This window comes from Amycolatopsis sp. NPDC045836 (genome assembly GCF_056431745.1).
The window spans coordinates 60311-81679 of record NZ_JBWKKF010000028.1 but is presented as its reverse complement, the minus strand read 5'-3'; the positions used below and the strand labels follow the sequence as shown (position 1 = coordinate 81679).

The window sequence follows — 21369 nt, the reverse complement described above, 5'->3', positions numbered from 1 at the left end:
CAGCACCCACCATCGGCGCGGGCCTCATCGCGTTACTCGGAAATCGGCTACCCTTCCGGATAGTTGGCGTTGAATCGTTTGAGCACGCGCGGTGGCTGGGTTCCGCCTACCAGGCGATCGCCTGGTAGGTGTCGTCGCCGCGCAGTCCGTCCGGGAACCCCGGCCAGTAGTGCAGGACTGGATCGACATGCGAGCGTGAAGCTCCTGGGCAGGGTGGTTCTTGTTGTGCTGTCGCAACGCGTCGGCCAGCGCCGACAGAATTTCGCCCTGGCCGGGCTGACATCGCGGCGGATTACTGTGGCTGTATGGCTTTGTAAAGCTGCGTGGCCAGGTCTGTCGCACGTGTCCGGCATTTCTCGCCTCGTGGCGAATCGTTCTTGCCGGAGACGTAGAACACGCTGATCACCGCGTTGTCGTCGAGAACCATCAGTCGGCAGCCGACCCTGCCGCCGTCGGGGTCCGACCAGCGGGCCTCCCGCCATCCCAACGCGATTTCACCGTCTCACACGGGACGCTGCCCGGGAACGTTGGCAGGGATGGCGTGTACCTACTACCCCTGCGCTGCGCAGCACGTCGACTGGCGCTGGACGCTGGACGCCGGTGCGCAGATCGCCACGACCTTCACCACGGACGCGACCACGGCCACCGCACTCTGGGCCACGAACTGCAACTGGACAACGATGGGGACTGCGCCGACACCGCGCTTTCCCGGACCATCACCGCCGACGACCGCCCGCTCGGCTCCGGCGTCCTCGACACCACCACGCCGTCCACCCGCTTCGCGTTCCCGCTGCCCGACCACGGCCCCAACATCACCGTGACCGCCGCCCGACGCGACACCCAGCCCTGCCCCACCACCCTGATCTGGCGCGACGCCATCTGCAACCGGATCCAGCGGTGACCGATCGCGGCTCGATGCCCCCGGTGCGGTTCGCGGCCTCCACCACATCGGAGGAATGCCGCGAAGACCACCGCATCGGACCCCGCCACCACAGAACATTGAACCAAACGGGTTGGATTGTTTCCCGGAGCAACTCTCCTCCACTGGTCATGGCCACCGCCTTGCGAGGCCGGTCCCCACTTGGGCACCAGGTGAATCTCTGCAAAGCAGAGGATCCGCGGGGAGTGTTCGAAACGGTCGATTACTGAACACTCGCCGCCCCCGTCCGATACCACACCGCCCGGTTCCCGCTCGTGCCCGCACTGGCCAGGTGCTCACGGTCGCCACCCCGGCGCTGCGCGAGCCGGGCTCGGCATGGGTCGAGCTGCCCCGCCCCGCGGCGGCCCGCACCGAGCCGAACGGGCACGTGCGGATCGGCTACGCACGCGCCTCCACCGCCCGGCACTCGCTGGACACCCAGCTCGACTCGCCTGCCGCCGCCGACATCGCGCGCGTGTTCTGGAAAAATCTCCACCCGGGCTCTGCGCCGCGCCGAGCTGAGAAGGCGATCGCGCTGGCCAGGAGGTCCGCGCGTCCGGCGCTGCGGTCACCCTGGTCGTCCACGAGCACAAGCGACCCGGCCGCGTCGTCGAGCTGGCCGCCCTCGCCGGCGGTGCTGGTGCTGGTGGCGAGGTAGGGCTGGTCCCACGTGCGGACGTGCTCGTGGTGCCTGCCGGGCAGCTGCTCGGTGTCGTCGGTGATGCCGGCTTCCGAGACGACGGCAGGGTGTCCATCCCTCGCCCATCCGCTACCTGCTCGCCCGCGCCAATCGACGGACAGCGCTTCGCCCGCCGATCCGCGAACTCACTCCCCGCCTCCACCGCCGCCGCCACCGTCACCTCCGCCTCCCCCACCATCACCGCCGGCAAGGCCAGCACCGCCGAAGTCGCCGCCCCAGTACCCGCCGTCGCCGCCGCCATAGCGGTGGCCGCCCGTCCGGGTACGGGGCCGCGGCGCGGGAAGGCCGAGCACCTCCCTGACCTTGGCGTGGGTCGTACCGAGGAAGTTGGCGACCCAGCGGACATCGTGATCGTGCCGTTCGTAGAGCACACGCACCACGACCTGGCTCCTCAGCCGCGCGGCGACGCGAAGGTGCTCCCGTTTCGTGGCGGGCTCCCGGGCGGCGCGGTCTTCGGCATAGGCTTTCTCGAGCCGGGCGAGGAAGTCGGCTCCGTGCTCTTCGCGGTAGGCCGCGTAGAAGCGTTGCCTTTCCGCTTGCACCGCCTCTTCGACGAAACGCCGCCGGTCGGGATCATCCTGGTATTCCCACCGCCTGCGCTCCTGCGCCTCGGCTGCGAGCTGCCGGCGCCGACCGGGCCACCACGGGAGCCTGGGCAGCACCAGGGGGTGCGCGGCCACCCACTCCGCGTCCGCCCGCGTCCGGGCGGCTTCCTCCACCTGCCAGCGTGGCCCGGTCAGCTCGGACAACCGCTCCTGGGCCTTCGCCACCGCGGCTGCTTCACGAGCGGAAACCCGTTCCCGGCGCTGCACCACTGCGCGATCAGCCTGGTACAGCTCGCGGAGTTGCTTGTCGGGTTTCCGGGCCAGTTCCCGGGCGAACTCCTGCCCGGGAATCACCGGGATCCCGTCATCGCTGAACAAGTAATCGCCGACCATGCCACCATCTTGACCGGGAAACGTCCAGCACGCCTCGTCAGTCACCGTCGCGGCCCCGGCGGATCGCGCGGGCCATGTGCGGCACCCGGATCCGCCACGCGGTCGCGATCAGGTCCTCGCACCAGCGGCGCCCGGGGCGTCCAGCCCCATGCTGCGGCCGACGGCCTGGCCGACCGCCTCGGTGATCTCGTGCTCAGCAGTGAGTCGTCCCCGGAGGTACCTGCGTGGGCATGGTGATCTGATCGCCGTGTGCGGCCGTCCGCCGTGTTCCCGGAGTGGTCACTCCGGGTTCTGCTGCAGGTCGGCCACGAGCTGGACCCACGCCACGCGATAACGCTCGGCGCCGTCGACGCCGGCGGCTTGCCGCAAGGCGCGTTCCGCCTGTGCGGGCGAGGCACCCAGCACCCGGTCGGCAGCGACCCGGAACTCCGGCTCGCTGCCCACCTCAGGCAGCAGCGGATTGCCGTTGTCGTCCTTCCCGCGATCGCCCGTCATGCGGGCGGATTACCCGCGCGGTGGCACCGCACACCCTCGGATTGGACATCCCCTGCCGTGCCCGCCGGGCGGCCTCCGGCGGCGACCACCACGGCCGGGTGGAGGTGAGGACGGTCGTTGTCCTCGGGTGAGGTGCTCCTACAGGGGCGCCCCAGAGTCCTCGGCCAGAACGGGCGGCGCGGTGTGCGCCGCGATCTCGGCGATTGCGGCGGCCAGGGGTGGACAGTTGCTGTGCTCGGGTCAGGTGCCCTTCGGGAAGCTGGCCGACTCGGCGCTCACCGGCGGGGCGGGTTCGTCGGCGTCGAAGGTTGGGAGCCCGAGGTGTGCCGCCTGGTCAACGGACTGTTGTGTACAGGTGGCGGAAACATCCAGTCCGAACCGCGTCCCTGCGGCGGCGTCGTCGGCATGTCGAGCCCTGACCAGGAGGAACGCGACACACAACAGCCTTCACGACCGCCAACCACCCGTCCGGCCCAAACAGCCGACCCTTGACGCGGCAGACCGGCCGTCACCACGGCGCACGCCAGGTCCCTCGCGCTGGATTTCAGCGATTGCGCGCAGTTCTGCACGCTGGTCACCGCCGTGCACGCGGCAGGGAACCGCGACCGGTAGACCTCGCGACCGCGAGCGGACCTCGGCGAAGCGGCGAAGTGCGGTCAGCTCGACCGTGGGCGCGGGCGCCGGTCGCACCAGCCGGTACGCCAGGTCCGGCGGGCGTGGTGGGCGCGCTGCTCGCCGGCGAGCTGCTGGACAACGCGGCGGCCGTGAACGGGGATGGTGTCCGCGGTGGGCAGAGGGCCGTCGACGAGCAGCTCGACGGCGGCCTGGCCGAACTCGGACCGGATAACCTCGGTGCGGGCGCGGCGTTCGCCCCCTCCCGGCGTCGCACGTGGACGCTGGTCAGCGGCTGACCGCGGTCGTCGACCCAGGCCGGCAGCCTGCTCGCAAGGGTGGCGCCGGCGTGGCCGAGAACGGCCGGGCCGCGATCCACCTCACCGTACGGCTCGCTGTGCGCGTAGGCCGGGCAGTTGGCTTCGCTGCGGTGGCTGGGGTGCAGCCTGGCTGGTAGCGGCCGCTCAGACTCCACGGGGCGGTTCTCTCTCGGGTGAGAGCTGCTGTGCTGGCCTCGGACAAATGAGTTGCTGGGACGACCAATGGTGGGGGCATGATGTCAGTCCTCCGATGCGAGTCGAGGATGGGTGGGTTCGTGTTTGTCGTGAACTTGGCTGAACGGCCGGATCTGTTGGAGCCAGCGCTTGCGCTGGGTGGTATCGGAGCCGAGTTCATGCGGCACGACCAGATCGCTGCGCTGGCAAGGGCTCGCCGTCTCGCCGTCCGCTGGCCCGAGTACTTCCTGGTCGTTCTCGACGGCGACGTTCCTGTCGCCCGGGCGGTGAGCGTGCCGCTCGTCTTTCCCGACACCGAGCGGCCAGAGCTCCCGGATCACGGTTGGGACGGGATCATCATCTGGGCGATCGAGGACGCGCTGGATGAACGACCCCCAACGTGTGTGGCGGCGCTCGACGTGCAGGTCACCAGTGACCGGCGAGGCGAAGGGATCGCTGCGGAGGCGTTGACGTTCTTGCGGCAGTCGGTTCGCGAACGTGGTCTGAGCCGGCTCGTCATCCCGGTTCGTCCGACGACGAAGGATCAGCTTCCGTCGTTGCCGATGGAGCAGTTTCTCGACAGGCGGCGCCCGGACGGGTCATCGGCCGACCCGTGGGTTCGTGCTCATGAACGCCTGGGCGGGCAGTTCGTCAAGGTGGCGCCGTTTTCCATGACCATCGTCGGCTCTCTCGCCCAGTGGCGGTCGTGGACAGGCAGCTCACTGGATGAAGGGGCGAACGTGGTCGACGGCGCTCTGGTGCCGGTGCTGGCGTCGACGGAGTTGAATGTCGGTGTCTATGTGGAACCGAACGTCTGGATGGAGCACGCAGTTGGCCAGCCGGAAGCAGCTGATGGTGGGTCATGAGTCCGATCTCCTCAACGGCGTGATCGTTGATGACCTGTGCGCAGGTGCGGACGAGTTGTTCGAGTTCGGCGCAGTGCTTCTTGAGTGCATCGTGGTCCCGTTGTAACCGGGGGTCGTGGTTGTCGCGAACCGCGGCGGCGGTTCGGCGGGCGTGAACGGCGAGCTGCTGGAAGTGGTCGCGCAGATCGGGGTGATTCCGAGCGACGACCCAGTACTTGACGCGCACTAGAGATCAACGACTACGGACCAGATAGAGAACGGCGGAATCACTGGAGCGGATGGCGTCGCCGTAGCGACCGACCCGATCGTCTTGACCCCGAAGCAGTGCAGCCGCAGGCCTCGCGCGTGCAGAGACCGCACGATGTGTTCGACCTGCCCGCTGTGCTGGCGCCGGTTGGCGCGGCAGTGGCCATGTCCTGATGCTGAGGATGGGTCAGCGGTGGCTATCGTGCACTGATGCGCGAAACACCCGAAGAACTCAATGAGCTCCAGGCCCTGCTCGACGCCTCCCTGTCCCGCTCCACCGATCACCTCCGTTCGATCGTCACCGAGCACACTGCTACCGCCGAGCAGCTCACCCAGATCCTGGTCGGCATGTGCACCCTCGCCCTGTCCACCGTGACGGCGAAGGGCGAGCCGCGGATCAGCGGCGTGGACGGGCACTTCCTGCACGGCAAGTGGTACTTCGGCACAGCACGCAACGCCGCCAAGGCCCGCCACCTCGCGGCCCGCCCCGCCGCCAGCGTCGCGCACATGCGCGGCGAGGACTTGGGAGTGTTCACGCACGGCACGGTGGAGATACTCAACCCCGAGGACGACGAACCGGCCGCAGACTGGCCAGACCTGCTCACATACCTCAAGGACTTCTACGGCGATCACTCCGACTGGGACAAGGACGTGTTCTACTACCGCCTGCGCCCGCACTGGATGACCGTCTACGCCCCCGACGCCGCGAAGCTCATCCCCAAGTGATCGCTGGCTCATGAAAACAGGCCCTCTGGGTGGCTGGTGTCGGACCCTTCAACACCAGCCACCCAGTGGAAACGGCCGCTTCCGGGGGGCAGCGTCGTGCCGCAAGAGTGACGTGAGATATGTCCTGGTTCACCTGCATGGGCCGCTGATCCTCGGCTTCCTGACGGCGGGGAGGTCGCGAACGTTGTTCGGCGAGCCTGGCGTTCTCGTCTTTTCAGACTGGTGGTCTGGAGTTCGGTGCCCGCCTCGCGGGGATCGGTGAGCCGACGGAACGCGTCGATGGTCAAGCGCAGGCGGTGTTCTTCTTCCAGTTGCCGCCGGTCAGCACGATCGACAGCGGTCGGCCGTGGCCGTCGCGGGCCAGGTGGATCGTGGTGGTGGATCCGCCGCGGGAGCGGCCGATGGCATGATCACCTGGCTCGCTGCGTCCGCCGCACGCCCCTGCAGGGGACGCGGTCGGGCGCCGGCGGCGTGCTGGCGCGGGTCACGCCAGGCCACACCCGTTGTGGCCATTGAACAACATCCTGTTGATCACCCGGCGGTCGTCCATCCGCGGACGTTTCTTCGCGCCTGAGACGGGCAGCACCGGCGCGATGGCCTGCCACTGCTCATCGGCCAACTCGTTTCTGCGCACCACAGCCACAGATCAAAGCAAATCATCCGGCTCCATCGAGTCGAGCGCGCGGTATGCGGCCGGGGCTCAGCGAGGGCTGGATAGCGCAACCAGCAGCCCCCGCCCTTGAGAGCGAGCATCGCCCAATGCCATGCCGGCTCGTGGAAGACGAGGCCGCGTAAGTAGGTACCGGATGCCTCGTACGGGTATTGACCGATGGCTGCCTCGCGGGCCTGCTCCGGCGTCATGGAGCCGTAGACCCGCATAACCCAGGCGAACTGTTCTCTTCCGTCCTCGAGGCACTGGGCGTACTCCTCTTCGGGCCGATCCTCGGTCTCTGTCATGGCGTCATGCTGGGTGCGCCCCGACAGGTTGAGGTGCTCAACGAGGAACCGGCGAGTCGATCGGCACGCGGTCGAACAGGCCGAGCACCTCCACGGCGCTGACACGGCCTCGGTGCCGGACCTCTCGGCGTCCTGCGCGCTGATCGACCGGCTGGCAAGCACACCTTCGACCCGGCGGCAGACCGCCAACCGCGCCGGATGCTCACCCTGAACGAGCGCTACGCCGCGCTTGTCGCGGTCGCCGGCCCGCCGCCGGGCGTCGTCATCGGCCGGACCACAAGATCCGCCAAGCCACGCCACACGCCGTCGAATGGCGCCGGTGCCTGAGCAGCAGGCAGAGCGCTCCGGCGTGGACCGACAGGACCTTCTTCGCCGGCTTGTCCGCCGCGACGACCCGCTCCCAGGCCGCCTCCACTCTGGTGGTGGGTTTCTCAGCGAGTTACGGCCGTTGGCTGGCCTGCCAGGCCGAACCGCTGGGAGAGCGGCTCGGCGCCGACGTGGCCGTGGTCATCCAGGCGGCGACCGCGGACCAGTTCCTGCCCGCCCTGTGCTTCTGGTATGGCATCACCCCCAGGGAACGGCAAGTCGTCGAGCAGTTGCACAACGCGGCCGCACCCAAGCAGATCGCCCGCCGGCTCGGCGTCTCCGTGCACACGGTCAGCGACCACCGTCGCGCGGTCTTCCGCAAGACCGGGCTGCACGTCCGCCACGAGTTGATCACCGCGCTCGGTGGATGACCCAGGCACACCCGGACGGGCGCCGGTGTCGGTGGTCAGCCGCTGGAAATCCCCGCTGGTCCGGGTTCGGTGGAAGCCGGATCCGGTGCTGCAGAACGCTCCGGCCGGTGGGGTGCCGGCCGGCTGGGCGACAGGTCTCCCGCCCTGGTAGGCGGTGCGCGTCTGAATCGGGTGCCCGGACATCCCGCGCACCCGGCAATCCCGAATTTCGGGGATACGCACCCGGCGGCCGTTCCGTCACTGTTTGAGTGCGTACAGCACCGCTACCCGGGGAGGAAACATGAAAGCTGTGACGACACTTCTGGTCACGGTCGCGACGGCGCTGTTGGGGAACGCCGGGGTGGCCGTCGGGGCGACGGCCACCCCGGGTCCGGTCCTGTCGGACACCGCGGCGGCCCAGTACTACGAACTGCGTGTCCAGCACAGCGACAAATGCCTGGACGTGCAGGACGCCAGCGTCGCCCACGGCGCCAACGTCCTGCAGGGCGACTGCTGGGGCGGCGCCAACCAGCACTGGCGCCTGGCCCACGTCGGCAACGGCTACTACGAAGTCCGCGCCCAGCACAGCAACAAGTGCCTGGACGTCCAGGACCAGAGCCTGGCACACGGTGCCAACGTCCTGCAGGGCGACTGCTGGGGCGGCGCCAACCAGCACTGGCGCCTGGCGCAGGTGAGCCAGTAGAACCCGCTGCCAGGAACGCCTCCGCCACCCCGGCGGGGGCGTTCCGGCAGCCGGGTTCGACCGTGGGCGTCGATGACGACCGCGGCTGTCGGCCAGCGGTACCGCTACCGGCGTCCGCAAGATTCGGGCGGAACGCCCTAGCGTCTGCCCTCAAAGCTGGTGTGGTTGACCTGCTTTGCTCTCGGGTTGTGGTGCGCAGGCATGAGCTGATCGACGAGCAGTGGCAGGTGGTCGAACCCTGGTTGCCCGCCTCGGGCGTCAAGGGCCGCCCTCGCGTGGACGACCGCCGGGTGATCAACGGCATTCTCCACAAGGCTCGCAGGGATACTCCTCCCGAGCGATCCGCGGCCCAGCTGCGCCAACGGGGCATCCCCGCCACGATTCCGGAACGCCGTGACCAACAGGCCGTTCGCGCACGCAAGGGGCCGGACCGGTGGACGGCCACCGGCCTTCGACAAGACCGCCACCTCCTACCAAGGCGTGATCGGCCTAGCCACCCTCACCAGCTGGCTTCGAGGGCAGCCCCCAGGAAACCGTGCGCGGCCCAGGCATGCGCCCGCCGTCGGTTTCCCGGCGCTCCGTCTCGGCCGGCAACGCGCCGGCCACCTCCACCGGGCTGAACCCGGGTGCGCGCGGCACGCCGAGCAAGGTGGCGGCGTTGTCGGTGTTGTCCCGGTGTGCCGCGGTCATCACCACGTCGTGTGCGCGTTCGGGCTCGGTTTCCGGTGGTACCACCAGCAGGGTCAGCTTCCCGCCGGTCCCGATGGCGGTCACCGTGCCCACCGGCTGCGCACGGAACCCTTCGAGCCGGACCGCCCGGTCCGCGACGGTGATCCGCCGTGGCGTTCCCGGCCAGCTCTCCAGGTGGTAGGTGAGCCTTTCGACGCTCTGCAACCGGACGCCGAGCACCGTCAGCAGACCGGGCAGTTCCTCGACGAGATCGGGCGATCGCGGCCACCACGCGCCATCGACGTACCCGGTGGCGGAAGCCTGGGGCTTCAGGCGCAGGCGCGTGCCCGCCCGGAGGAATCGGGGGCCGTTCACGGCCGGAATACTGGTGTGCGGGCCCGACTTCATGCCGGTGCTCCCGTCCCCGGCGAGGTAAGCCGGACGAGGCCGAGGACGGCGCGGACTTGACCACCCGCGCACGAGTTGCTCTCGGACACCGCTGACACTACACCCCGGTCAGGACAGCAGGAGGTGCCCGGTTGCCCAGTGACGCCAGGCATGCGGCGGTGACGACGTCGAGCACGACGCTGCCCACCCGGCGGTCCGCGGTCAGCGGCCTACCGGTGATGGGCTGCGGCTCGACCACCGACGCGCACCTGGCCCAGGCCGCGGCTCGCGTGCGGCCACCGGTGATCGTCATCGACCTCCAGCCCGCCGGGGCGAACTCGGCCGCGCTGCTCCGCACGCGTCACGCAACGGCGATGGCGCGTCCTGGCGATCCACGGTCGCCGGGCCCGGGAGCCACGGCACGCGAGAGATGAGCAGACTCCGGGACAGCGACCGTCCCGGCGCGGACGCACGCCGAGGGACCCTGCCCTGGCTGGGAACGGCTTGGCGGGTGACGCGGTGCCCTGGTGTCACGAACGCCCACCAGCGGTCAGCCCGGCGCGTCGCGCAGGTAGGGCTTCAGCCGTTCGGCCAGCGACCCGCGGCTCGTGGTGAGCTCCGGACCGGGAAAAGCCTGAGCGGGATGGTTTCCGGCGGCGGTGTCGGCGACGAACCGCGCTATCGCGTCCGGGGCGGGCACGAGGTCGCCGGTCCGGTGCGCGAGGACGATCGGAGCCGCGGCGGGATCGGTTTCCACCGCGAGCGACCAGCCCCGCCGTTCGTTCCACACCAGCATGACGTCGTGGTCGGGCCGGTCGGGCCACCGGCGAGGCAGCCCGAGGTAAGCGGTGGCCGTGTCGCTGATCTCCACCGTGGTGCTCTCCTCCGGGATGCCGACCGCGACCGCGACCGCCCGCACGTACTGGCGGAGGGCGCGCTCGAGGGTCCGGGTGTCAGGTTCAGGGTGCTCCACACCCGCCACGCTAGAGGGCCGCCGCCCGGCGGGCCCGGCGGGCGCCCGAACGAATCCTCCCGCCCGGGAATCATTGCCGTGGTTCGTTCGTTGTAACCAGCGGTTGCTCCCGCTCGCGCAGGACGGTTCGCGGGCTCCCCCTCGTCAGCGGCGAGGACGTTTCGGCAGCCTCCACAGTCCTCCGGTTTGAACCCCCGTCAGCGGGTTACCCGGAACTTGATCGCCCCAGACCCCGGCGGACAGGTACGTCACGGAAAAGAGGCGATTGAGATGACACGCACGTTGGACCGGCCGTCGGCCGGGTCCCCCAAGGCCGCGGCGCCGATCCTCGCCGGTGAGAAGTCCCGCACCGAAACCTTCCTGGTCAAGCTGTTCGCGGTGGTGCCGCTGCTGGCGCTGGCCGCGGCGGTGCCGTTCGCGTGGGGGTGGGGCCTTGGCTGGCTCGACGTCGCGCTGGCGGCCGGGTTCTACTTCCTGACCGGGCTCGGGGTGACGATCGGCTTCCACCGCTACTTCACCCACGGCGCGTTCAAGGCCAACCGCGGCCTGCGGATCGCGCTGGCCGTCACCGGCAGCATGGCCATGCAGGGCCCGGTGATCGGCTGGGTCGCCGATCACCGCCGCCACCACGCCTACGCCGACCGCGAAGGCGACCCGCACTCCCCGTGGCGCTACGGCACTTCCGCCGCCGCGCTGGCCAAGGGCTTCTGGCACGCCCACATGGGGTGGCTGTTCGACCGGGAGAAGACCAACGCGCAGCGCTTCGCCCCCGACCTGCTCGCCGATCGCGACCTCGTCCGGATCGATCGCTGGTTCCCCGCGCTGACCGTGGCCACCCTGCTCAGCCCCGCGCTGATCGGCGGCCTGGTGACGATGTCCTGGTGGGGGGCGCTGACCGCGTTCTTCTGGGCCAGCCTGGTGCGGGTGGCGGTGCTGCACCACGTCACCTGGTCGGTGAACTCGTTGTGCCACCTGATCGGTGACCGGCCCTACGCCGCCCGCGACAAGTCCGCGAACTTCTGGCCACTGGCCATCGCGTCCATGGGTGAGTCCTGGCACAACTCCCACCACGCCGACCCCACCGGCGCCCGTCACGGCGTCCGCCGCGGTCAGCTCGACATGTCCGCGCGCCTGATCTGGCTCTTCGAAAAGCTCGGCTGGGCCACCGAAGTCCGCTGGCCCAAGCCCGATCGCCTGGCCCGCAAGCTCAACCCCGGCTACGCGCCCGCACCTCGCGGGTTCGGCAAGCTGGAGCGCGGCTTGCTCGACGAGGCTCCCGCGCGGAAGCACCCGAGCGGCGGGACCCGGTGATGACGGCCGGCGCCGGCCACCGCCTCGCCGCCCGAGCCGGACCGCGGGTTCGGGTGACCGGGTCGCCGAACCCGCGCTTCCGGGCACCTCCTGCCCCCTCGCCGGGCGGGTACGCCCGGTGAACGCAACCGCGGCAGCGCTGCTGCTCCGGACCTGGTCACCTCCGGGTTGGGGTGGCGATCACGAACACCGGCCCGGAGGGGACCGGAGGTGGGAACGGGAAGCCCGCCGGTGGGTTCGCGGTGGCTGAGATCGAGGTCCTGCGGGCGAGTGTGCTCGCCGCGCTGGGCGAGGGCGGCGCCGGCAGCGGGGTCGATGTCGTCGGCCGGGTGTGCCGGGCGTGTGCACGCCTGCTGCCGGTGGACGGCGCGGCGGTGTCGGTGGTGGCCGGCACCGAGCACAGCGAGATCGTCTACGCCAGTGACGTGGTGAGCACGGCCCTGGCGGAGCTCCAGTTTTCCCTGGGTGAGGGACCGTGTTTCGAGGCGTCCGCCGTCGGCGGACCGGTTCTGGTGCCGGATCTGACCGCGGGTTCGCCCACGGCGTGGCCGGTGTTCGCCACCGAAGCCGCGGCGTACCCGGCGGCGGCGTTGTTCACCTTCCCGGTGCAGATCGGGGCGGTCCGGGTGGCGACCCTCGCCACCTACCGCTCGACGCCGGGCTCGCTCGACGCCGCCGAGCTGTCGACGGCGTTGCAGGTGGCCGACATCGCCGCGCTCGCCCTGTCGGGGCTGGGCAGCGGGGACGATCGCTGGCTCGACGGCGACGGGCGGTGGATGGACGGTGCGGGGATGCGCTACCGGGACGTGCACCAGGCCACCGGGATGCTGATCGCGCACCTGGACCTGCCCGCTTCCGCCGCGCTGGCCCGCCTGCGGGCCTACTCCTTCGGACACGGCCGTTCCCTGCTCGAGGTCGCGGGCGACATCGTGGCCAGACGGCTGCGGCTGGACGAGGAGTTCCGGTGAGGTCACCATGAAAGCAGCCGGCGAACCAGGAGGGGGTGGCATGGCCGACCGTGAACGGCAGGTTGTCCGGGCGTTCGTCGCGCTGGCGGACACGCTGGTCGACGACTACGACGTCGTCGACCTGCTGCACACGCTGGTGCAGCGGTGCGTGGAACTGCTCGACGTCGCGGCCGCCGGGCTGACACTGGCCGACGAGCGGGGCGGGCTGCAGGTGCTCGCCTCCTCCACCGAGCGAGCACGCCTGCTGGAGCTGTTCCAGCTCGACATCGGCGAGGGCCCGTGCGTCGAGTGCTTCACCACCAGCGCACCGGTGCTGGTGGCCGACATCGCCGCCCAGGCGGCGCGCTGGCCGCGGTTCGCGGCCGAAGCGGCCAGCGACGGATTCGCGTCGGTGCACGCGGTGCCCCTGCGGCTGCGCCGGCAGACGATCGGGGCGCTCAACCTGTTCGGGCACTCGCCGGGAGCACTGCCCGCGGACGACGTCGCGCTGGCGCAGGGCCTGGCCGACACCGCGACCATCGGCATCCTCCACGAACGCGCCGTCCGCCGGGGTGAGGTCCTGTCCGAGCAGCTGCAGACCGCGTTGCACAGCCGGGTGATCATCGAGCAGGCCAAGGGCGTGCTCGCGGCCAGCGGGCGGCTGGGCATGGACGCGGCGTTCACGGCATTGCGCGGCTACGCCCGGCGCAACCACCTCCGGCTCAGCGACGTGGCCCGCGCCCTGGCCGATCGCCACCTCGCCCCCACCGCCGTGCTGGCCGAGTCCCCGGTGACCCGGCCCCGCTGACACCGGGCGTGGTCAGCCCGGAAGGCGCACGGCGAGTTCGTCGCCCGGTGCGGCCCGTGCCGTGTCGAGTCCGGCTGCACTCGGAGGGCCACCGGTCTTGGCGCATGACACTACCTGGGCGGCCGCCGGGCTCACGGGCTGACCCGGAGCAACGGCCCGGCTCGGCAACAGCTCCTAACGGCGAACCACCAGTTGCTCCAGCCCCCGGAAGGCGGGGATGGCGCGGCGCTTCGGTGGGACGCCCGGATCCAGTTCCAGCGTGGGCCAGCGGTCCAGCAGCACGTCGAAGGCGATCTGCGCTTCCAGCCTGGCCAGCGGCGCGCCGAGGCAGAAGTGGGAGCCGATGCCGAAGGACAGGTGGTCGACGCGGTCGCGGGTGAGGTCGAAGCGGGCGGGGTCCTGGTGGGCGGCCGGGTCGTGGTTGGCGGCGACCAGTGCGGCCCACACCCATTCACCCCGGCGGACCGGGCAGCCGCCGATCTCCCCGTCCGCGGTGGCGATGCGATCGGTGGTGGTCACCGGGCTGTCGTAGCGCAGCACCTCCTCGACCGCACGCGGCACCAGCGACCGCTCGCGACGCAGGAGGTCGAGCTGCTCGGGGTGCTCCAACAGGGCGAGCACCCCGTTGCCGATCAGGTCGGTGGTGGTCAGATTGCCCGCTACCAGCAGCATCACCAGCGTGGAAAGCAGTTCCTCCAGGCTCAGCTGCCCGTTCTCGCTGTGGGCGTGCACCAGCGCGGTGATCAGGTCGTCGCGCGGCTCGGCGGTCCGCGCGTCGATCACCTCGATGAAGTACAGCACCAGCTCGTTGCGCGAGCGCGCGATGCGCTGCCTGGTTTCCTCGGGCAGCGCCGGATCGTACTCGCGCGCCAGGTCCTCCGACCAGTCCTTGAACCGGTCGCGGTCGGCCTCGTCGACACCGAGCATGGTGGCGATCACCGTGATCGACAAGGGCGCGGCGTAGGCGGACATCACGTCGAAAGACTCCGCCCCCTCAACCGCGTCGAGCAGGCTGTGCGCGATCGCCTCGATCTGCGGGCGCAGGCCATCGACCCGGCTCCGGGTGAACGCCCGGTTCACCAGCCCGCGCACCCGGCCGCGGTCCGGGTCGTCCATGAACATCATCGACGACCCGGCCATGGCCCGTTGCAACCGCGTGTACGGCCCGTCGAGCGCCTTCGCCGGGTTCTTGGCGAAACGCGGGCTGCGCAGCAGATCCGCGACATCGCCGAAGCGCAGGGCGAGCCACCCCCGCAGTTGCTCGTCGAAGACCAGGGGCCGGTCCCGGTACGGCTCGACCGCGCGGTACGGGTCCGCACCGAACTCCGGTGCCGCCCAGCTCAGCCCGCCGGGCGTGGTTTCAGGCATGGTTACTCCTCCTCGCGCCGGCACGGTGCCGCTCGATGAATCCGGTGACCGCATCGAGCACCTCCACGGCGTGCGTGACCAGGCCGCCGTGCCCCGCACCGGGAATTTCCGCGTACTCGCACGAAGGGATGGCGGCGGCGACTTCGCGGCCGAGGGCGGGCGGGCAGATCAGGTCCGCGCCGAAGGACACCGCGAGGCAGGGCACGCGCACCCCGCGCAGCTCCGCCAGCCGGTCGCCGTAGGCCGCCGAGACGCGGAGGGATCGCCGGTCGCGCTCGGGGTCCAGGTCCCGGTGCACGGTCAGCGCCTGGTGCAGCGCGAACTCCGCGTGGTCGTCGTCGCCCAGCAGCTCGGCGGGCGCCTCGGCGAGCAGGGTGAAGCAGGCGATCACGCTGTCCGACACCCCGTGCAGCTCCTCGCAGGCGAGCAAGTAGTGCTCCAGGAACCGGGACAGCCTGCCGCGGGTGGCGGTCAGCACCGCGCCGCGGACCCGGTCGGGCCGCGCCAGGGCGAGTTCCTGGGCCACGCAGGCACCTTGCGAATACCCCCACACCCACGCGTCCGCGTCCAGGTGGTCGAGCAGCCTTCCGCAGTGCTCGGCGATCGCCTCCACCGTGGTGTCCGGCGGGCCGAGGTGGTCCACCAGGATGAGGCGGCAGCCGGGGAGCAGCGGGGCGAGCGCCCGCATCCTGACCGCGGGCACGGCGGTGTTGCCGGTGAACAACACGGGCTCGCCCTCGCCGACGATCTGGTACCGGAGCCGGCTGCCCGCCGCGACGAACTGCGTGCCGCTCATCCGTGCGCGCCGAGGTCCATGCGGCGCATGGTGTCGGCGACCTCGCGCACACGGCCCGACGGGTGCGCGGTGAAGCCCTCGATGACCCGTTGCCGGACCTCCACCGGCTTGTCCTGGCTCAGCTTGAACATCGCCTCGGCCGAGGACACGTGGAAGCGGAACGCGGCAGCCCCGGGCACGAGCTCGCGGAAGTAGGCCACCGACCCGGCTGGGTCCCAGCCGTCGCCGTGGTCGCGTTCGTAGGCGGCCACGGTCGCCCGGAGCACTTCCAGCGTGCCACCGGCTTCGAGCGGCTCCACCGCTCCTCGCAGGTGGACGGCGGCGAAGTTCCAGGTGGGCGCGGACGAGTCCGCCGGGGTGCCGGCCACCAGCGGGGACACGTAGGCGTCGGGGCCGCTGAAGACCAGCAACGCGGGAGCCCCGTCGCGCAGGGCACGCCAGTGCGGGTTCGCCCGGTTCAGGTGCCCGAAGAAGACCGTGCCGTCCAGCCCGGTCTCCCCGGTGCCGTGGCGCAGGGACTCGGGCACCGGGATCGCGGCGAGGTGGGTGGCCAGCAGTTCGCCCGCGCCGGAGCTCACCAGCAGCGCCAGCGGGAACCGGCGGACGAGGTCCAGTACCCATGCGGGGTCGGGTACGCGGTAGGGGGCGGGGACGAACACCTAGCCCACCACTTCCCGGCGCAGGGCGTGCCAGTGCTCTTCGACGAAGGCCAGCGCCTCTGCCCTGGTCCCCCGGTCCCGTGCGACCTGCCAGCCGCCGGGCACCGCCTTCCCGGCGGGCCAGACCGAGTACTGGCCGCGGTCGTTGACCAGCACGGCGTACTCCGCGGTGTCGTCCTCGAACGGGTGCGTCACGGTGTTCCCCCAGCGTTCTCGATCGTCCACTTCGGCACGACTTCGGCGGCGAACCGCGCCACGGTGGGATTCCTGATGATGTCGGTCATGGCGCAGCGCACGCCGAACTCCCGGTTGATGCGCCCGGCGAGCGCGGCGACCTTGAGCGAATGGCCGCCCAGCGCGAAGAAGTCGTCGCCGACGCCGATCCGCTCGATACCCAGCACCTCGGCGAAGAGCCGGGCCAGGCGGCGTTCGTCCTCGGTGCGCGGTTCCTCCGCGGCGGCGGACGGCGGTGGCGGTTCCGGCAGCGCCGACCGGTCGAGCTTCCCGCTGGGCGTGACCGGCAGGCGGTCGAGCACCACCAGTGCGGCCGGGCGCAGGTAGTCGGGCAGGCGCTCGGCGAGCGCGGTCCGCAGTCCCGCTTCGGTCACTCCCCCGCCCACGGCGTAACCGACCAGCCGCGGTTCCGGGTCGGTGCGCACGACCACCGCGGCTTCGACGACCCCCGGGCACCCGGCGAGCGCCGACTCCACTTCGGCGGGCTCCACCCGGAAACCCCGAAGTTTCACCTGGTCGTCGCTGCGCCCGGTGTGCTCCAGCGCACCTTCCGCGGTCCACCGCGCCAGGTCGCCCGTGCGGTACATGCGGGCCCCGGCGGGTCCGTGCGGATCGGCGACGAACCGCTCAGCAGTGAGCCCTGGCCTGCCGTGGTAACCGGCTCCCAGCTCTCCCGCCACGTACAGCTCACCGACCACCCCGGGTGGCACCGGTTCCAGGCGCGCGTCGAGCACATAGGCACGCATCCCGGTCAACGGCACGCCGATGGGCACCGTGCCGGCGTCCCCGGGCTCGCCGGGGAGGACGTGGGCCGTGGCGTAGAAGGATTCGGTCTGCCCGTAGGCGTTGACCAGCCGGGCCTCGGGCCACACCGCGCGGACGCGCCGGGCCACCGCCGCCCGCAGTGCCTCGCCCGCGAACACGACGGTTTCCGGCCGGGCCCGGCCGCCGACGCGGTCGAGCACCTCGTTCAGCACGGAAGGCACCGCGCTGAGCACCGTGCCCGTCCAGTTCTCCCGTTCCTCGAGCGCCAGCAGGTCTCTGGCGAGGTCCACGGTGCCGCCGGTGAACAACGCGGTGAAGATTTCGAACACCGAGACGTCGAAGTTCACCGACGCGGTGGCGAGCACCGTGCCGACGCCGTCCGGCGCGACCAGGTCGGCCAGCGCGAGCACATCGCCGACCACGGTGGCGTGGGAGATGGCCACGCCCTTGGGCTGCCCGGTCGAACCCGAGGTGTACATCAGGTAGGCCGGATCATCCGGTTCCGGTCGCGGGAACTCGCTTTCTGCGGTGCCGATCTCTTCGACCAGCAACCGCGGTGTGCCCGTGCCGGGCAGCCCCGGTTCGGTCCGCGCGTCGGTGAGCAGCAGCGCCGGTCGCGCGTCGGCCAGGATGAGGCGCAGCCGTTCCCCCTGCCAGCGCGGGTCGACCGGTAGGTAGGCCGCGCCCGATCGGAGGATGCCGAGCAGGCCGGCGACCAGGTCCGCGGTCCTCGGCAGGGCCAAGCCGACCACGCTGCCGCGGCCGGCACCCCGGGCACGCAGCGCCGCGGCCACCTCGCCGGCGCGCCGCTCCAGCTCGCGGTAGGTCACCGAGTCACCGCCACTGCGCACCGCGATCGTGTCCGGGGTGCGGGCGGCCTGGCGGGAAACGAGTTCCGGCACCGATCCCGCCGCTCGTGCGGCAGGCGAGCCGCCCAGCAGCTCATGCCGTTCCGCGGCGGAGAGCAGGTCCAGCTCGCCCACCGGGCGGGTGGGATCCGCCGCCACCTGCGCCAGTACGCGCAGGAAGCGGGCAGCCAGCTGTTCGGCGGTCCGTTCGTCGTAGAGGTCCGCCGCGTATTCCACGGTGCCCGCCGCAGCGCCGTCGCCGAGTTCGCTGACGTTGACGAACAGGTCGAACTTCGCGGTGCGGGTGTGCACCGGTTCCGGTGCCACCGCCACCTCGCCGAAGTCCGGGCACGGGTGGGCGAGCTCTCGGTCGTGCCAGGCCAGCGCCACCTGGAACAGGGGGTGGAAGGCGCTGGAACGCTCCGGCGCCACTTCGGCGACCACCTGCTCGAACGGGACGTCAAGGTGGTCGTACGCGGCGAGCGCCTTCGCCCGCGTGCGGTGCAGCAAGGTCTCGAAGGGCAGTTCGCCGGACACCTCGACGCGCAGCACGAAGGTGTTGCCGAAGTAGCCGACGACACCGACCGACGGATCCTCGGTGCGCCCGGCCGACAACGCGCCGAGCGCGATGTCGGTACCGCCACCCAGCCGGTGCAGGAGCGCGGCGAACGCCGCCTGCAGGATCATCGACACGGTCGCCCCGCGCCGGGCGGCGACCGCGCGCAGCCCGGCCAGCACCCCTTCCGGCACGGTGAAGGGCACCTCGCCACCGCGGTGGCCCGCGACCGGTGGCCGTGGCCGGTCCGCCGGCAGCGGCAGCGGTTGCGGCAGCCCGGCCAGCTCCGCCCGCCAGTACGCGAGCTGGGCCACCCCGCGCCCGGTGCCGTCGACCAGCTCCCGTTGCCAGCTCGCGAAATCGGTGTACTCGATCGCGGGAAGCCCCCAGCCGAGCCGGATACCTTCGCGGTGCGCCGCGTAGGCCCTGGACAGGTCGTCGGCGAGCACGCCGTCGGACCACCCGTCGCCCGCGATGTGGTGCACCACCTGCACCAGCACGTGTTCGTCCCCGTCCTCGCCGAAGCTGAACAGGACCGCGCGTGCCGGTGGCTCGGCGGACAGGTCGAAGCGGTACCGCGCGACCGCCGTCAGCGCCTCGGCCAGCTCGGCGCGGCGGATGGTCCGGAATTCGAGCACCGGGCCGTGGTCCAGCAGACGTGGCCGGGGAACGCCGTCCACGTCGGTGAACACGGTGCGCAGGCTGCGGTGGCGGGCGAAGGTCTGCTCCGCCGCCGCGGCGAGCGCGGCCCGGTCCAACGGTCCGGTCAGCCGCCAGGCCCGCGGCATGTTGTAGGTGCAGCCCTGCGGATCGGTGGCCTGCACGAGCCACAACCGCTCCTGCGCGTAGGAAGCCCGCGCCGGGGCGCCGGGGCGCAGTGCCGGGCGCGCCCGTTCGAGTCCCGATTGGACGATTCCGGTCAGCGAAGCCACCGTCGGCGCCTCGAACAGCGCGGCGATCGGCAGTTCCACGCCGAACTCCGAGCGCACCGCGGCGGCCAGGCGGGTGGCCAGCAGTGAATGCCCGCCGACGGCGAAGAAGTCGTCGTCCCGGCCCACTTCGCCGAGGTCGAGGACGTCGGCGAACACCGCGGCCATCCGCCGTTCGGCTGCCGAGCGAGGCGGCCGGGAGACGCGCGGGATCCGGTCCTCCGGCAGTGCCGCCCGGTCCAGCTTCCCGTTGGGCGTGCGCGGCAGGGCCGCCAGGACCAGGCAGGCCGACGGCACCAGGTACTCCGGCAGCAGGTGGGCGGCGTGGCGCCGCACCTCGTCGCCGTCGAGTGCCTTCCCCGGTGCGGGCACGACGAAGGCGACCAGCCGGTCCCCGCGGGCCACCACCACGGCTTCCAGCACGCCGGGGTGCTTCTCCAGCGCCGCTTCCACCTCACCGGGTTCGACCCGGAAACCGCGGACCTTGACCTGGTGGTCGGCGCGGCCGACGAAGACCAGCTCCCCCGCCTCGTTCTCGCAGACCAGGTCGCCGGTGCGGTACATCCGCTCGCCCGGCGGGCCGAACGGGCACGCCACGAACCGTTCGGCGGTCAGCGCGGGCCGTCCGGCATATCCGCGGGCGAGCCCGGCACCGGCGATGTACAGCTCGCCGGTCTGTCCCGGCACCACCGGTTCCAGTGCCGCGTCGAGCACGTGCAACCGGGTGTTGTCGAGCGGCCTGCCGATCGGCACGGAGTCGCCGTCCCGGTCGATCTTGGCCCAGGTGGACCAGACGGTGGTCTCCGTGGGCCCGTAGAGGTTGACCACCTCGGCCGCCACTTCCCGCAGCCGGGTGGCGAGGTCGGCGAACAGCGGCTCGGCCCCGGTGAACGCCCTCAGCCCGCGGACGCTGCGCGGTCCCTCCGGCTCCGTGGCGAGCAGTGCCCGCCACAGCGACGGCGTGGCGTGCAGGACCGTGGCGCCGCTGCTGGTCAGCAGTCCGGCCAGCAACCGCGGGTCGCGCACCGTCCCGGCGTCGGCGAGCACCACCGCGGCGCCTTGGACCAGCGGCAGGTAGAACTCCGGCACGGACATGTCGAACGCGGCCGCGCTGACCGACACGAACCGGTCGCCACCGTCGAGCGGCATGATGCGGCGCATCGACACGAGCAGATTCGCCAGCGCGCCGTGCGGCACGATGACGCCCTTGGGCCGGCCGGTCGATCCCGAGGTGTAGATGACGTACGCCGGGCTGTCCGGATCGACCGGTCCCCCGTCCCCAGCCAAATCGTCCACTGTGGACGCAGCAAGGCCTGCTACCGGGTCGAGCGGTCGCCCTCCGCCGTCGATGGCCAGCGAAGGCACGCTGTCCGCCGGGGTGCCTCCGGACAGCACCAGCGCGGCGCCGGTTTCGGCCAGCATGAAGCGGATCCGCTCCGCCGGGTGCTCGGGTTCGAGCGGCAGGTAGGCCGCTCCGGTGCGCTGCACCGCGAGGAGGGCGACCAGCAGCCCGGCGGACCGGGGCAACCGCAGGCCGACCACCTGCCCCGGGCCGATTCCGCGGGCCCGCAGCACCCCGGCCAGCCGCCGGGACCGGTCGTCGAGTTCGGCGTAGGTCAGCGAAGTCGCCCCGGAGACCAGGGCGATCGCCTCGGGTGTCCGCGCCACCTGCGCGGCGAACAGCCGCGGCAGGCTCTCCTGGCGGGCCAGCACGGCCGGAACCTGGGTCATTTTCGGAAGTCCCCCT

21 protein-coding genes are annotated in these 21369 nt (G+C 71.4%); 10 read left to right on the top strand and 11 right to left on the bottom strand.

Going from position 1 to position 21369, the window contains the following annotated elements; all coding sequences use genetic code 11:
- Positions 1-541 precede the first annotated feature (541 nt).
- Entirely contained in the window at positions 542-901 is a 360-nt protein-coding gene (locus AC07EG_RS35535; protein WP_478257649.1) for a hypothetical protein, read from the top strand.
- Between the two features lie 310 nt (positions 902-1211).
- On the top strand, positions 1212-1577 hold the full coding sequence (locus AC07EG_RS35530; RefSeq protein WP_478257648.1) for a hypothetical protein: 366 nt from the start codon (positions 1212-1214) through the stop codon (positions 1575-1577).
- Between the two features lie 167 nt (positions 1578-1744).
- Here AC07EG_RS35530 and AC07EG_RS35525 read toward each other — a convergent pair whose 3' ends face one another.
- The gene (locus tag AC07EG_RS35525; protein ID WP_478257647.1) at positions 1745-2557 is read right to left on the bottom strand and encodes a hypothetical protein; all 813 of its coding nucleotides are present in this window, start codon (positions 2555-2557) and stop codon (positions 1745-1747) included.
- A gap of 279 nt (positions 2558-2836) precedes the next feature.
- Positions 2837-3052: a hypothetical protein gene (locus AC07EG_RS35520; RefSeq protein ID WP_478257646.1), complete on the bottom strand. Its 216-nt coding sequence runs from the start codon at positions 3050-3052 to the stop codon at positions 2837-2839.
- Positions 3053-3702: 650 nt separating this feature from the next.
- Between AC07EG_RS35520 and AC07EG_RS35515 the strand changes: the two genes are divergently transcribed.
- From AC07EG_RS35515 to AC07EG_RS35505, 3 genes are all read left to right on the top strand, one after another.
- A complete protein-coding gene (locus AC07EG_RS35515) occupies positions 3703-3963 on the top strand; it encodes a hypothetical protein (protein ID WP_478257645.1) in 261 nt (86 codons plus the stop codon).
- 284 nt (positions 3964-4247) lie between these two features.
- Positions 4248-5024: a Long-chain-fatty-acid--CoA ligase gene (locus AC07EG_RS35510; protein WP_478257644.1), complete on the top strand. Its 777-nt coding sequence runs from the start codon at positions 4248-4250 to the stop codon at positions 5022-5024.
- 456 nt (positions 5025-5480) lie between these two features.
- Positions 5481-5996 (top strand): pyridoxamine 5'-phosphate oxidase family protein, encoded by a 516-nt coding sequence (locus AC07EG_RS35505; RefSeq protein WP_478257643.1) that lies wholly within the window; start codon positions 5481-5483, stop codon positions 5994-5996.
- 484 nt (positions 5997-6480) lie between these two features.
- Here AC07EG_RS35505 and AC07EG_RS35500 read toward each other — a convergent pair whose 3' ends face one another.
- Complete coding sequence (locus tag AC07EG_RS35500; RefSeq protein WP_478257642.1) at positions 6481-6639, bottom strand: transposase; 159 nt, start codon at positions 6637-6639, stop codon at positions 6481-6483.
- A gap of 736 nt (positions 6640-7375) precedes the next feature.
- On the opposite strand from AC07EG_RS35500, the gene AC07EG_RS35495 reads away from it, so the two are divergent.
- Both AC07EG_RS35495 and AC07EG_RS35490 read left to right on the top strand, forming a co-directional pair.
- On the top strand, positions 7376-7690 hold the full coding sequence (locus AC07EG_RS35495; protein ID WP_478257641.1) for a response regulator transcription factor: 315 nt from the start codon (positions 7376-7378) through the stop codon (positions 7688-7690).
- Positions 7691-7979: 289 nt separating this feature from the next.
- Positions 7980-8372 (top strand): RICIN domain-containing protein, encoded by a 393-nt coding sequence (locus tag AC07EG_RS35490; RefSeq protein ID WP_478257640.1) that lies wholly within the window; start codon positions 7980-7982, stop codon positions 8370-8372.
- A gap of 489 nt (positions 8373-8861) precedes the next feature.
- Here the strand turns inward: AC07EG_RS35490 and AC07EG_RS35485 are convergent, their stop codons facing one another.
- The 3 genes from AC07EG_RS35485 to AC07EG_RS35475 all read right to left on the bottom strand — a co-directional run bounded on the left by AC07EG_RS35485 (position 8862) and on the right by AC07EG_RS35475 (position 10401).
- Positions 8862-9416, bottom strand: coding sequence for a DUF5994 family protein (locus AC07EG_RS35485; protein WP_478257639.1), 555 nt, complete (start codon positions 9414-9416; stop codon positions 8862-8864).
- Between the two features lie 130 nt (positions 9417-9546).
- Positions 9547-9741 (bottom strand): hypothetical protein, encoded by a 195-nt coding sequence (locus AC07EG_RS35480; protein ID WP_478257638.1) that lies wholly within the window; start codon positions 9739-9741, stop codon positions 9547-9549.
- 237 nt (positions 9742-9978) lie between these two features.
- Positions 9979-10401 carry a DUF6292 family protein gene (locus AC07EG_RS35475; RefSeq protein ID WP_478257637.1) on the bottom strand — a complete coding sequence of 141 codons (423 nt, stop codon included), beginning with the start codon at positions 10399-10401 and terminating at the stop codon, positions 9979-9981.
- 270 nt (positions 10402-10671) lie between these two features.
- Here AC07EG_RS35475 and AC07EG_RS35470 point away from each other — a divergent pair, with 270 nt between their 5' ends.
- The 3 genes from AC07EG_RS35470 to AC07EG_RS35460 all read left to right on the top strand — a co-directional run bounded on the left by AC07EG_RS35470 (position 10672) and on the right by AC07EG_RS35460 (position 13467).
- Entirely contained in the window at positions 10672-11712 is a 1041-nt protein-coding gene (locus tag AC07EG_RS35470) for an acyl-CoA desaturase (RefSeq protein ID WP_478257636.1), read from the top strand.
- Positions 11713-11954: 242 nt separating this feature from the next.
- Positions 11955-12680, top strand: a complete 726-nt coding sequence (locus AC07EG_RS35465) for a GAF domain-containing protein (protein WP_478257635.1) — start codon at positions 11955-11957, stop codon at positions 12678-12680.
- A gap of 40 nt (positions 12681-12720) precedes the next feature.
- Complete coding sequence (locus AC07EG_RS35460; RefSeq protein WP_478257634.1) at positions 12721-13467, top strand: GAF and ANTAR domain-containing protein; 747 nt, start codon at positions 12721-12723, stop codon at positions 13465-13467.
- Between the two features lie 174 nt (positions 13468-13641).
- On the opposite strand, the gene AC07EG_RS35455 is transcribed toward AC07EG_RS35460, so the two are convergent.
- The 5 genes from AC07EG_RS35455 to AC07EG_RS35435 are packed head-to-tail and all read right to left on the bottom strand — an operon-like array spanning position 13642 to position 21353.
- The gene (locus tag AC07EG_RS35455; RefSeq protein ID WP_478257633.1) at positions 13642-14835 is read right to left on the bottom strand and encodes a cytochrome P450; all 1194 of its coding nucleotides are present in this window, start codon (positions 14833-14835) and stop codon (positions 13642-13644) included.
- Positions 14828-15631 carry an alpha/beta fold hydrolase gene (locus AC07EG_RS35450; protein ID WP_478257632.1) on the bottom strand — a complete coding sequence of 268 codons (804 nt, stop codon included), beginning with the start codon at positions 15629-15631 and terminating at the stop codon, positions 14828-14830. Before AC07EG_RS35450 ends, AC07EG_RS35455 begins: the two co-directional genes overlap by 8 nt.
- Positions 15628-16290 carry an FMN-binding negative transcriptional regulator gene (locus AC07EG_RS35445; RefSeq protein WP_478257631.1) on the bottom strand — a complete coding sequence of 221 codons (663 nt, stop codon included), beginning with the start codon at positions 16288-16290 and terminating at the stop codon, positions 15628-15630. Before AC07EG_RS35445 ends, AC07EG_RS35450 begins: the two co-directional genes overlap by 4 nt.
- Positions 16291-16485: an MbtH family protein gene (locus tag AC07EG_RS35440; RefSeq protein WP_478257630.1), complete on the bottom strand. Its 195-nt coding sequence runs from the start codon at positions 16483-16485 to the stop codon at positions 16291-16293.
- Positions 16482-21353: an amino acid adenylation domain-containing protein gene (locus tag AC07EG_RS35435; protein WP_478257629.1), complete on the bottom strand. Its 4872-nt coding sequence runs from the start codon at positions 21351-21353 to the stop codon at positions 16482-16484. The genes AC07EG_RS35440 and AC07EG_RS35435 overlap by 4 nt, the downstream gene beginning before the upstream one ends.
- Positions 21354-21369: the final 16 nt, after the last annotated feature.